Origin of the sequence: Lysobacter sp. OAE881 (assembly GCF_040546665.1) — a bacterium.
Lineage (GTDB): Bacteria > Pseudomonadota > Gammaproteobacteria > Xanthomonadales > Xanthomonadaceae > Lysobacter_J > Lysobacter_J soli.
The window spans coordinates 795,086-808,147 of record NZ_JBEPOG010000001.1 but is presented as its reverse complement, the minus strand read 5'-3'; the positions used below and the strand labels follow the sequence as shown (position 1 = coordinate 808,147).

At 67.6% G+C, this 13,062-nt stretch carries 6 protein-coding genes and 1 pseudogene; 1 reads left to right on the top strand and 6 read right to left on the bottom strand.

The features are described 5' to 3' along the window. Positions 1 to 16 precede the first annotated feature (16 nt). Positions 17 to 1,060: an SMP-30/gluconolactonase/LRE family protein gene (locus ABIE51_RS03665; RefSeq protein WP_192632276.1), complete on the top strand. Its 1,044-nt coding sequence runs from the start codon at positions 17 to 19 to the stop codon at positions 1,058 to 1,060. Between the two features lie 111 nt (positions 1,061 to 1,171). Here the strand turns inward: ABIE51_RS03665 and ABIE51_RS03660 are convergent, their stop codons facing one another. The 6 genes and pseudogenes from ABIE51_RS03660 to ABIE51_RS03635 form a co-directional block, all read right to left on the bottom strand. Then, entirely contained in the window at positions 1,172 to 2,638 is a 1,467-nt protein-coding gene (locus ABIE51_RS03660; protein ID WP_192632275.1) for a mannitol dehydrogenase family protein, read from the bottom strand. 282 nt (positions 2,639 to 2,920) lie between these two features. After that, positions 2,921 to 5,690, bottom strand: a pseudogene (locus ABIE51_RS03655) (glycoside hydrolase family 3 C-terminal domain-containing protein). Positions 5,691 to 5,711: 21 nt separating this feature from the next. After that, the gene (locus ABIE51_RS03650; RefSeq protein ID WP_192632596.1) at positions 5,712 to 7,361 is read right to left on the bottom strand and encodes a glycoside hydrolase family 43 protein; all 1,650 of its coding nucleotides are present in this window, start codon (positions 7,359 to 7,361) and stop codon (positions 5,712 to 5,714) included. Between the two features lie 166 nt (positions 7,362 to 7,527). Continuing rightward, a complete protein-coding gene (gene manD / locus ABIE51_RS03645) occupies positions 7,528 to 8,781 on the bottom strand; it encodes a D-mannonate dehydratase ManD (RefSeq protein ID WP_157029235.1) in 1,254 nt (417 codons plus the stop codon). Continuing rightward, positions 8,778 to 10,781, bottom strand: coding sequence for a sialate O-acetylesterase (locus ABIE51_RS03640; protein ID WP_192632273.1), 2,004 nt, complete (start codon positions 10,779 to 10,781; stop codon positions 8,778 to 8,780). The genes manD and ABIE51_RS03640 overlap by 4 nt, the downstream gene beginning before the upstream one ends. Positions 10,782 to 10,784: 3 nt before the next feature. Then, positions 10,785 to 13,007, bottom strand: a complete 2,223-nt coding sequence (locus tag ABIE51_RS03635) for an alpha-glucuronidase family glycosyl hydrolase (protein WP_192632595.1) — start codon at positions 13,005 to 13,007, stop codon at positions 10,785 to 10,787. Between the last annotated feature and the right edge of the window lie 55 nt (positions 13,008 to 13,062).

Genomic DNA, 13,062 nt, shown 5'->3' with positions numbered 1-13,062 from the left:
CCACGGGGAATCCACCATGTCGAAGGGAAGTCGTGTCGTCGCCGCAGTCCTGATGTCGGGCATGTTCCTCTCGGCCTGTGCGTCGTCGCCGCCGGACGCGAATGCGCCTGGCGGCAAATCGATCGGCCGCGTGGTCGCGTTCGATCCGGCCTTCCACGCGCTCGTGCCGAAGGACGCGCGCATCGAGAAGATCGCCGGAGGATTCGAATGGTCGGAAGGCCCGGCGTGGGTGGCCAAGGGCGGTTACCTGCTCTTCAACGACGTGCCCGGAAACACCATGCATCGCTGGTCGCCGCGCGACGGCGCCTCGGTGTTCCTCAAGCCGTCCGGCTATGCGGGAACCGATACGGCTGGCCTGCGCGAAGCCGGCGCGAATGGGTTGGAAGCCGAGCCGTCGGGCACGGTGCTGCTGGCTGATTCGGGCTCGCGGTTGATCGCGCGCTTCGATCCGCTGACGAAGCAGAAGACCACGCTCGCGGAGACGTACGAAGGCAAGCGCTTCAACAGCCCCAACGACATCGCGCGTCGCAACGACGGCGTGGTGTTCTTCACCGATCCGCCGTACGGACTGAAGGGCATCGACGAATCGCCGCTCAAGGAGCAGCCGGTGAACGGCGTCTATCGCCTCGATACCGATGGTTCGGTGCACCTCATCGACGGTGCGTTGAAGTTCCCCAACGGCGTGGCGCTCTCGCCCGACCAGCGCACCCTGTACGTCGGCAACTCTGATCGCGACCAGCCGGTGTGGATCGCCTATCGCCTCGACGAACGCGGCAACGTACTTGATCGCCGCGTGCTGGCCGACGCGATGGATCTCGCTACCAAGGCCGAAGGTGCGCCGGACGGTCTGTGCGTGTCGAGCGACGGCCATCTCTTCGCAAGCGCGCCGGGAGGCCTGCTCGTGATGGACGCGACGGGCAAGCGGCTGGGCATGATCGAAACCGGCGCACGCGTGTCGAACTGCGCGTTCGGCGAGGACGGACGCACGCTGTTCCTCACCTCGCACGCGTTCGTCGCGCGTGTGCGCGTGAATGCGACGGGGCTGGGGTTCGCGCCATAAGCGCCTGATCCGACGCCGTTGTAGCCCGGGTAAGCGCAGCGCACCCGGGGGTGTACGGCACGCTACCCCGGGTGCGCTTCGCTTACCCGGGCTACACAAGCGCTTAGCCGACTAGGCCAACGCAGCGCTCACCGCTTCGGGCGAGCCGTCGCCCAGCGCCGCATACGCGCCACGCAACGCCGTGACGAAGCGTCCGTCGCCCGCCAGCGAGCCGAACACCGCGTCGAGGGCAAGGAATGCATCGACGTCGTGCGTGGCGTCGCCCGTCGTGCGCCGGCCGATCTGCGACAGCACGTCGTTCATCGGATCCACCAGCGCGACGCCGTTGCGCGCCTGGCGGCGCACGAACTGCAGCCACCCCGCGACCGGCAGGCACAGCACGTCGATGGGACGCCCCGCCGCGAGCGCATCGCCGATCGTGCCCAGCAGCCGCACCGGGATCTTCTGCGAGCCGTCCCACGCGATCTGCGACAGCCGATGCTGGATCGCCGGATTGCGGAAACGCTCCAGGATCGCCTCGACGTAGCGCGGAGCATCGAACCCCTGCGGCGCCGCGACGTTCGGCACGATCGCCTCGCGCATCAGGCGCTCGACGAAGCACGCGAGTGCCGGCGTCGCCATTGCCTGCGCGACCGTCTCGATGTCCATCAGCGAACCCAGGTACGCCAGCGCCGAATGCGGCGCATTGAGCAGGCGCAGCTTCGCGCGGTCGTAGCCGGCGATGTCGTTGCTCATCGCGACGCCGACGCGCTCCAGCGGTGGCCGCCCATTGCAGAACGCGTCCTCGACCACCCACTGCGTGTACGCCTCGCGCTGCACCGGCCATGCATCGACGAAGCCCAGCTCACTGGCGACGCGCGCACGCAGCGCGTCGTCGGTCGCCGGCGTGATGCTGTCGACCATCGAGCGCGGAAAGGCGCCGTTCTCGGCGATCCAGCAGGCGAGGTCGTGATCGAGCCGCTGCGCGAACGCGACGACGGCACGACGCAGCTTGCCGCCGTTATCGGGCAGGTTGTCGCAGCTGAGCACGGTGAACGGCGGCAGGCGCTGTTCCTTGCGGCGGCGCAGGCCTTCGACGAGGTAACCGATCGCGCTGACCGGCGTGGTCGGGTACAGAACGTCGTGGGCGATGTCCGGATGCGCGAAGTCGAGTTCGCCCGCCGACAGGCAGTAGCCCTTCTCGGTGATCGTCAACGTGACGAGGCGAACGTCCGCGTCCGCGAGACGGTCGAGCACGCGGACACCTTCGTCGCGCGCAGCCAGCACTTCGCGAAGCGCGCCGATCACGCGCAGCCGCGGCGTCTCGCCGAGCAACGCCAGCGTGTAGAGCCCATCCTGCGGCGCCAGCGCGTCGCGCACGTCCCGGCTGTTGAGCGACACGCCGCTGATGGCCCAGCCCGGATCGAGCGCGAGCACATCGTCGATGTAGACCGCCTGATGCGCGCGGTGGAAGGCGCCGACGCCGAGGTGGACGATGCCGATGCGCGTAGCGGCGCGATCGTAGGCCGGGCGCTGGATGTTTGCGGGAAGGTGGTGCAGCGCTTCGGTGTCGAGGCGCTTGGGAGCTTGTTCGGTCATGGAGTGGCGGTTCGTTGCTTCGTGCTTGTACGTTTGCTTGTGCGTTTGCTTATGTGTCTTCTGTCGCGCTTGCTGGTGCGTTGCTGCTGTCCTGCTTTCGCCTTCGCTCCTTCAGCTGTCATCCCCGCGAAGGCGGGGATCCATCCATCCGACGCGTCACGCCTTCCGGAAAACGGAATCGTGTCGGGTCGATGGATCCCCGCCTTCGCGGGGATGACGGCAGAACAGCGGATGACCGCAAGGCATCATCCAGCTGCTCATCCGGTCAGATCATCAGGTCGTCTAGTTCGTCACGCTCAACGCCTTCCTCACCCGCACGTCCGAGCTCGACGCACCCACCTGCACTTCATACTTCCCCGGATCGACCGAGTACGCGTCGCGCGTTTCGTCCCAGGTGCGCAAGTCGTTCGCGGGCGTGATCGTGAAGCTCACCTCGCGCGATTCGCCCGGCTGCAGGTGCACGCGCTGGAAGCCGCGCAGTTCCTTCGACGCCCGCTCGCGCTTGGGATCGAGCGGATGCAGGTACAGCTGCACCACCTCGTCGCCCGCGCGCTTGCCGGTGTTCTTCACCTGGACCGTCGCCTTCACCGGCTGCGTCGAGGTCGCGCTGGCGCGATCGAGCTTGAGGCCCGAATACGCGAACGTCGTGTACGACAGTCCATGGCCGAACGGATACAGCGGCTCGCCGGTGAAGTAGCGGTACGTGCGATTGCGCATCGCGTAATCGTCGAACGGCGGCAGCTTCTCGTCGGCCTTGTAGAAGGTGACGGGCAGGCGGCCAGCGGGGTTCGCGTCGCCGAACAGCACGTCGGCGACCGCATTGCCGCCGCGCTGGCCGGGATACCACGCCATCACGATCGCCGGCAGGTTCTGCTTCGCCCAGTCCACCGCGATCGCCGAACCCGCGGTCAACACCATCACGACCGGCTTGCCCGTAGCGTGCAGCGCTTCGAGCAGCTTGCGCTGCGTCGCCGGCAACTGGATGTCGGTGCGGTCGCCGCCGGCGAAACCGCGGGTAGTTGACCGTCATTTCCTCGCCTTCCACGTCGCCGGTCAAACCGCCGACGAAGATGACGACGTCCGAATCGCGCGCGGCCTGCACCGCTTCCTCGAACGGCGGCTTCGCGCCCGGCATGCGCCACGCAAGACGCACGCCGGCGTCGCGTTCGCGCTCGTAATACTCCAGGCGAATGGCGTACGCACGCCCGGCTTCGAGCTGCACGTCGGCATGTTCGGCATGCAGGCGGTCAGTGTTCTGCCAATGGTCGATGACGAGCTTGTCGTCGATGTACAGGCGCACGCCATCGTTGCCGGCCGCTTCGAGCTGATAGGTGCCCGACACCGGCGGAAGCAGCTGGCCGCTCCAGCGGATGCTGAAATCGTCGGCCGGAACGTCCTGCCCGCCCTGCGCTTCACCGCGCGCCATCAGGTTGTCGGTCGGCGAACCGCGATCCCAGCGGAAGCCGATCTGCGGATCCACGCGCACCAGCGTCGGCTTGCCCTTCAGTTCGCGGTTGCGGAAATACTCGCCGCGCAGGCCGCGTTCGGTCGAACCGGCTTCGGGGCGCAGGTACTGCGGTTCGATCAGCGGATTGGCCGCCGGATCGTCGCGGCCTTCCACCAAGTCGACGCCGCGCGCATGCACGATCGTCGCGTTCGGCGCGGCTTCGCGGATGCCCTGCAGGATGGTCACCGGCGCCTTCGGCGTGCCGTAGTAGTTGCCGAGCAATGCCATCGTGTCGTCAGCGGTCGGGCCAACCACGGCGATGCGCTTCACCTCGCGCGACAGTGGCAGCACGCCGTCGTTCTTCAGCAGCACGATCGATTCCTGCGCGACCTTGCGCGAGAGCGCGTCGTGCTCGGGCGACTGGTTCACCGAATACGGAATGCCTGCCCAGCGCACCTGCGACGGCGGATCGAACATGCCCAGCCGCATGCGCGCGGTGTAGAGCTTCGTCAGCGCCGCATCGACCTCGGCTTCGGGAATCAGGCCCTTGCGCACCGCAACGGGCAGCGATGGCAGGTACGTGTCGCCGCAGTCGAGTTGCGTGCCGTTCTTCACGGCGAGCGCCGCGGCTTCCTCCGGCGTCGCCACGATCTTGTGGTTCTTCCAGATATCGACGATCGCCCAGCAATCGGAGACGACGTAACCCTTGAAGCCCCACTCGCCGCGCAGGATGTCCTGTAGCAGGAACTTGCTGGCGCTCGCCGATTCGCCGTATACCCGGTTGTACGCGCCCATCACGGCATCGACGTCGCCTTCCTTCACCAGCGCTTCGAACGCGGGAAGATACGTTTCGCGAAGATCGCGCTCAGTGGGTTTCGCGTCGAAGGTGTGGCGATCGGCTTCAGGGCCGCTGTGCACGGCGAAATGCTTGGCGGTGGCGTCGAGCTTGCGGTACTTCGGGTCGTCGCCCTGCAGGCCCTTCACGAACGTCACGCCCATGCGCGAGGTCAGGTACGGATCCTCGCCGTAGGTTTCCTGCCCGCGGCCCCAGCGCGGGTCGCGGAAGATGTTGATGTTGGGCGACCAGAACGTGAGGCCCTGGTAGCGCCCGCGCTGGTTCTGGCGCGCGAACTCGTGGTGCTTGGCGCGCGCTTCGTCGCTGATGGCATCGCTGATCTGCGCCATCAAGGGCACGTCGAACGTCGCCGCCATGCCGATCGCCTGCGGGAACACCGTCGCCCCGCCGGCGCGCGCGACGCCGTGCAGCGCTTCGTTCCACCAGTCGTACGCCGGCACGCCGAGGCGGTCGATCGCCGGTGCGGCGTTCTGCATCTGCGCGGCCTTCTCGTCCAGCGTCATGCGCGAGACGAGGTCGGCGGCGCGCTGTTCGAAGCTGCGGCTGGTGTCGAGCCATGGCCGGTCGGTGGTGTCGGCCTTCGCCTGCCCGGCCGCCTGCACGCAGAAAGCCTGCGCGCATGCCGAGAGCAGCAGGGCTGCTGCCAGTACACGGCGCCCGGATCGGACGCGTGGCGGAGTGGAAGTCGCTGGGTTCCCGCTTTCGCGGGGACGATGGGACCGGGTCCGCGGGTCAATCGCGACGTTCATGACGTCCATTCCGATCACCTCTCAGTGGCCTTGCGTGTCATGTGCATACGGCCCCACCGTCACTCCGATGAAGCCACCCGCGACATCGGTGCTGAGCACCGTGCCGTCCACGTCCTGCTTCAACCACTTCCAGCCCTGGCCCGCGTCGTAGCCGAACGCGTAGTCGCCGGCATCGCCCTCGATCTTCAGCTTCAGCGTCTTCGTGCCGGCCGGCAGCGTCGTGGTCGCGAGCGTCTCGGTCGCGTCCTTCTGCCGCTTGCGCAGCGTCAGCGTCACGCCGTTGCCGACGCGTTGCGCGCCAATTGAGTACCAGTAGTTCTCGTTCTGGAACGCGGCGATACCGGCTTCGGTGTTCGCATCGACCGGCACCGTCATCGCCGTGCTTGCTTCGAACGAGAGATGCTGCTGGCGTCGCGTGAGGAAGGTCGGATTGCGCAGCGTGTCGAGTCCTTCGCCCGGCGCGATCGCCAGCTTGCCCGCGTGCGATCGCAGGTCGGCCCACTGCGTCTTCGGCACGCGCGCGAACAGCCACGTCGTGTCGAGCGCCGGCTTGTCGAAGTCGTCGCGCCAGGTGAAGTTGCCGCTCAACGGCGCCTGCGTCGCGCCGCGTTGCATGAACGACGGACCCTCGGCGACCTGCGGAATGCGCTTGCCGTGGGCGAGGATCGTCGGCCAGCCGTCCTTCCATTCCACCGGCAGCAGGAACGTCTCGCGCCCGGTGTTGTAGTGCACGCGGTCGTACATCCGACTGGCTAGGAACACCGCCCACCACGTGCCGTCGGTGGCTTCCACCAGGTCGGCGTGGCCGGCATTGCCGATCGCATCGACACGGTCTTCGGGAAGGTCGCGCTGCGTCAGGATCGGATTGTGCTCGTACGGCGTGTACGGCCCCCAGATGTCGCGGCTGCGCGCGACCACCTGCGAGTGCTGCAGGCTCGTGCCGCCCTCGGCGCAGACGAGGTAGTACCAGCCGTCTCGCTTGTAGATGTGCGGGCCTTCGATCCAGATCGGCTTCTGCGACAGGTCCATGCCGCCGTTGATCAGCACCCTGCGCGGGCCGAACGGCTGCAGCGTCTTCGCATCGAGCTGCTGCATCCAGATCGCGCGATGGCCTTCGTACAGCGGCTTGCCTTCGGGCGCGTCGTTGTTGATGAGGTAGACCTTATCGCCATCGAAGAACAGCGATGGATCGATACCGTCGATGGTCTTGAGCCAGATCGGATCCGACCAGGGGCCGGCGGGATTCTTCGCCGTGGCGATGAAGTTTCCCCCTGCGTCCACCGAGGTGTTGAGCACGTAGAACGTGCCGTCGTGGTACTCGATGGTGGGCGCGAACACGCCGCGCGACATGTTGAGGCCGTCGAAGTCGAGCTGCGTCGGGCGGTCGATCACGTTGCCGACCTGCGTCCAGTGCACGAGGTCGCGGCTCTCGAACACCGGGATGCCGGGGAAGTACGTGAACGTCGAATTGACCAGGTAATAGCGGTCGTTCGCGCGCACGATGCTCGGGTCGGGATAGAAGCCGGCGAGGATCGGGTTGCGGTACTGCCCGGGCTTCAACGGCGCATCGAACGGTGCGTCGTGGCCCTTGTATTCGAACCAGTCGAAGAGGACGGGTTCGGCGGCGTGGGCGCTGCTCGCCCCGGCGAGGGCCAGCAGTAGCGCCACCATCCATGGCGTGCCGCCGCCGCGTCCCGAGCTGTCGTTCCCGCGGAGGCGGGAACCCAACTGTCCGACGCCACTCCGTCCTTCGAAGGCCGTGACGCGGGCAACGTTGGAGCCCCGCCTGCGCGGGGATGACAGCTTCTCGAGGATGCGGCGGCAGGTCTTCATGCCATCACCAATCCCACATCGCGCCATCTTCCAGCCGCGCGATCGGCAGCTGCTTGGGCGCATAGGGGAATCTGGCGGCGAGCTTTTCGTCGATGTCGACGCCGTGGCCGGGGGTGTCGCCGACGTGCAGGCGTCCGTTGCGGAAGACGTAGTCATGCGGGAAGACCTCGTTGGTTTCATCCGAATGGAACATCCACTCCTGGATCCCGAAGTTCGGCACCCACGTGTCGAAGTGCAGCGCGGCGCCCATGCACACCGGCGAAAGATCCGTCGCGCCATGGAAGCCCGTCCGCACCGCGTGCAGCGCGGCGAAGTCGGCGATGCGGCGCACGTGCGTGATGCCGCCGCCGTGCACGATGGTGGTGCGGATGTAGTCGATCAGCTGGTTCTCGATGAGGTGCTTGCAGTCCCAGATCGAGTTGAACACCTCGCCCACCGCGAGCGCGGTGACCGAATGCTTGCGGATCAGTTCGAAGCCCTTCTGGTTTTCCGCGGGCGTCGCATCTTCCAGCCAGAACAGGCGGAACGGTTCGAGGTCCCGCGCGAGTCGTGCCGCTTCTATCGGCGTCAGGCGATGGTGCACGTCGTGCAGCAGTTCCACGTCGGGGCCGTGGTCGGCGCGCAGGCGCTCGAACAGCTTCGGCACGATGTTGAGGTACTTCGGCGTGTTCCAGACGGTTTCCGCCGGCAGCTCGCTTTCGGCCGGTTCGTACGGCTTGCCGCCGACGGAAATGCCGTAGGCCTTCTTCACGCCCGGCACGCCGCATTGCGCGCGCACGGCGAGGAAGCCCTTCTCGATGTACTTGCCGACTTCGTCGGTCGCTTCCTCGATGTCGCGACCGTTCGCGTGGCCGTACACCAGCGCGCCTTCGCGCGAGCGACCGCCGAGCAGCTGGTACAGCGGCAGGCCGGCCATCTTGCCGAGGATGTCCCACAGCGCGACGTCCACCGCGGCGATGGCGGTCATCGTGACGGGGCCGCGGCGCCAGTACGCACCGCGATGCAGGAACTGCCACATGTCCTCGATGCGGCCGGCGTCGCGGCCGATGAGGTTCGGCACGACGTGGTCGGTGAGGTACGAAGCGACCGCGAGCTCGCGGCCGTTGAGCGTCGCATCGCCCAGGCCGGTAAGGCCCGAACGCGTGGTGATCTTGAGCGTGACGAAGTTGCGGCCCGGGCAGGTCACGATGACCTTCGCGTCGACGATCTCGCGATCGCGCGTGGAGCCGTGGCGGTTCTCGATAGTTGCGGTGTTCATCGTGCGTGATCGTCGGTGGAGGCGGTAGGAAGGGCGAGTTCGAAGGGACCGGCGGGCAGGTTCGCGCCGTCGAAGAGCGTGCAGGTCGGGCCGTCGGCCCAGCAGTAGCGGACGCGCGTGGCCTCGTGCGCGTTCGGCGCGCGCAAGGTGACGGTGTTGCCGGAGGCCTTCGCGTCGGCGTAGCGGCAGCTGTCCTTCTGCGCGCCGCACAGCTCGAAGCCGATGGGGCCGTTCGCGCCGATGCCGACGAGTTCGCCGGTGTTGTCGGCGAAGGTCACGACGACGCCGTCGGCAACGCGACGCGCCGAGCGCGGCACGGGGCCGGACGGAGGCAGCGTTTCGCCATACACGACGTGGCGCGCGACGCGCGCGAGGCGGCGGCCGAGTTCCTGCTTGTTCGAGGGATGGATGTCGTAGTGGTCGCCGATGTCGATGGCGACGGCGAGCCCGCTGTTTGCATCATCGTTGGCGACCTGGCGCTGCGATTCGCGCAGTTCGGCCCAGCCACTCTCGGCCGGCTGCGCCTTCGGCATGCCGTAGTTGGCCAGCTGCACGATCAGCAGCGGCGTCTTGGCGCCAAAGCGCGAACGCCAGTCCTCGCGCAGCGTGCGCAGCAGGTCGCGATAGCGCGTGCCTTCGAACGTGTTCGACTCGCCCTGGTACCAGAGCATGCCGCGCACGTTGTAGCGGCCCAGCGGCGCGATCATGCCGTTGTAGAGCGTGGAAAGCCCGGCGGCCGTCTGCCACGGTGCGCGCGGCGGCGTGTCGTTTCCGTCGACCTTGCGGTACTTCCACGGATTCGACAGCACGACGCTGGAGCCATCCTTGAAGCGCAACGCATTCGCCAACGCCGGGCCCGACAACCCGCCTTCGCGGTACGTATCGAGCACGTTGACGACGACGACGTTCTCGCCTTCCTTCAGCAGTCCGCTCGGCAGCGCGTATTCGCGACCGCTGCCGGCGCCGTAGGTGCTGCCGACGGCGACGCCGTTGACCCACGTCATGTCGACTTCATCGGCGGGGGCGAGCGCGAGCGTCGCGCCCTGCGCGGCCTGCTTGGCGGTGAGCTTCACCGTCGTGCGATACCACAGCATGCCGTCGAACGCAGCCAGTTCGGGCACGCCCCAGCGCTCCCATGCGCCGAGCTCGCGCGGTGGGGTGCGCCAGTCCTTGCCAGGCGTGAAATCGCGGCGCCACGGTTCGTCGCCGGGCTTGGCGGCGGCGCGCGCATTCCACCAGCGCGCCCACACGTCGCCCCAGCTCGCGAGCCCGCCGGCCTCGTCGTTCGCGTACTGCGCGAGCACATCGAGTTCGGCGTCGTAGAGCTTCGTCGCGCGCAACGCGTCGCCGCTGGTCCAGGCCTGGATGCGCGAACCGCCCCACGCCGCATTGACCAGCCCCATCGGCACGTCGACGGTCTTCTGCAGTTCGCGCGCGAAGTAGTAACAGGCGGCGGAGAAATCGCGGATGGTGTCGGGCGTGGTGGGCGTCCACTTCACCGGCGTGGCGAACGTCGCCTGCGGCGTGACCGCGCCGTTCTGCGGCACCGTGAGCAGGCGGATGCGGTCGTTGTTCGCGCCGGCGATCTCGGCCCGTGCATCGAGCGCACGCCACACCTGCAGCTCCATGTTCGACTGCCCGGAACACAGCCACACGTCGCCAACCATCACGTCGGCGACGTTCTGCGTCGTGCTGCCCGCTGTCGCGACTAGCGTGTAGGGGCCGCCGGCCTTCATCGCCGGCAGCGTCGTGCTCCAGCTGCCGTCGCCATCGGCACGCGCCGTGGCGCGCTTGCCGGCGAAGCTGAGCTTCACCTGCTCGCCGGCGTTCGCGCGGCCGAAGACGCGGATCGGCTGCTCGCGCTGGAGCACGGCATGGTCCTGGAACATCGTGTGCAGCAGCGTGCCGTCGGCGGCGTTCGCGATGAAGGCAGCAGACAGCGCGGCGGCGCCGAGCAGCGCGCGCGAGAGATTTCGGATGCGAGGCGTGCAGGTCAGCATGGTTCAGCCATTCCCCGGGGCGAACGGAAATTCGAGCGACTCGTAGTAGTCCAGCGGATGCGCCGGCGGCGCGTAGCCTTCGGGCAGCGGCCGCTGCGAGAACGTCTGGAAGTACGCGATGCTGGCGTCGCGCCACCACTGCGCTTCCTTCTGCTGGATCGACAGGAACGTCGCGACCTGCGCGTGGCGCTCCGGGTCGATCTTTCCCGACAGCCCGTCCCAGGTCCTGCGCATGTCCGCGACGGCATCGACGCCGCGCGAGTAATGCACGACGAGCTCATCCCACAGCGTGCGGCCCGACTTCGTCGTGTAATCCCAGGGCAGATGGTGGAACCACAGCAGGAACTCTTCCGGCGTTTTCGCCGGATCGTCGAACTGCGCGGCGACGGGCTTCGCGTATTGCGACACCGCATCGGAGCCGCGCGTCGTGCGATCGAAGCCGATGCCGTCCTTCGTCGCGCGGTGGTAATACACGCTGGTCCAGTCCGCGCGCGGGCCGCCTTCGACCCACGGACCCGGCCCGTAGTGATGGCTGCGGCCCATCAGGTGATGCAGGCCGAGCGGCGTCATGTAGTCCACGACGGCTTCGCGCGATCCCATCATCATCGCGACGATGGGCTGCACGACGTCGGCGTCGTTGGAGAAGGTCATGCGCGTCCACTCCTCGGCGATGTCGCGCGAGGACAGCTCGGGATTCCACGCAAGGCGGCCGAACACGTACCAGTTGGCCTGGTCGAAATGCGAGCCGCTCCAGTTGCGATCGCTGCCGATGTTCGCGACGCCCGCCATGCCGGTGAGGCCGCTCTTGAACAGCGTGCCGCGATGCAGTTCGCCGTCGATGACCTTCGCCACCGTCGAGCCCTTGCCGCGCGCGTAGGTGTCGGCGCGCAGGGTTTCCTCGAACATCGGGCCGAGGTACGCCAGATGCGTCGCGAAGCCGAGGTATTCCTTGGTGATCTGGAATTCCATCATCAGCGGCGTCTTCGGCATCGCGCCGAACAGCGGATGGAACGGCTCGCGCGGCTGGAAGTCGATGGCGCCGTTCTTCACCTGCACCATCACGTTGCCGCGGAACTTGCCGTCGAGCGGAACGAATTCGTTGTACGCCTGCTTGGCGCGGTCGTCGGGCGTTTCGTGCGAATACACGAACGCGCGCCAGATCACGATGCCGCCGTGCGGCTTCACCGCGTCGGCCATCATGTTCGCGCCGTCGGCGTGCGTGCGGCCGTAATCCTGCGGGCCGGGCTGGCCCTCGGAATTGGCCTTCACCAGGAAGCCGCCGAAGTCGGGAATCGCCTTGTAGATCTCGTCGGCCTTCGCCTTCCACCACGCGCGCACCTGCGGATCGAGCGGGTCGGCGGTCTTCAGGCCGCCGATTTCCACCGGTGCACTGAAGCGCGCGCTCAGGAACACGCGGATGCCGTAGGGGCGGAACACGTTCGCCAGCGCCGCGGCCTTCTCGATGTACATCGGCGTGAGCTGCTGCGCGCTCGCGTTGACGTTGTTGAGCACCGTGGCGTTGATGCCGATGGACGCGTTGGCGCGCGCGTAGTCGGTGTAGCGCGGGCTGAGGTAGTCGGGGAGCTTGTGCCAGTCCCAGATCGACTCGCCGGCGTAACCGCGTTCGACGTGGCGCGTGAGGTTGTCCCAGTGGTTGAGCATGCGCAGCTGCGTGCGCGGGGCTTCGCGGATGTCGAGCGACGCCAGCGGGTGGCGCGTCTGCAGCAGGCGCAGGAAATGGAAGGCGCCGTGCATCGCGCCGGCATCGGTGTTGGCGGCGATCACCGTCGCGTTGCGGCCGTCGATCTCGACACTGCGGATGCGATAGCCCTCGCGACCGAGGTCCTTCGTCGCCAGGCCCAGGCGTGCGATCTGCTTCGACGAGACGGGCGTGCCGACGATCAACGCGCCTTCCACGCCGGCCGCATCGGCGAGCGGCGGCGCCGTGCCGAGCAGGCCGCCCAAGCCGCGCACCAGTTCGTCACGTGTGACCTGCTGGCTGGGCGTGGTGGCCGGCGCAACCAGCTGCGCGATGCGGGCGCGGTACGGCGCGGCTTCGGATTCGGGGATTGGGCGATAGCGCAGCCACAGGTCGTAGCCGTCCTCGGCCAGCGCCGGGCGCGGGAGCAGCAAGGCTGCGAGCAGGAGCAAGGCAAGGGCGAGGAAGCCGGTTCGCTGCCGGGCGGCGGGTACGCTGTCGCCGGGCGTGCGGGATGCCCGTACCATGTGCAAAGCTCTCATGCGCAATCCTGGTTGAACGAAAGACAAGGCGTTCGCCGCA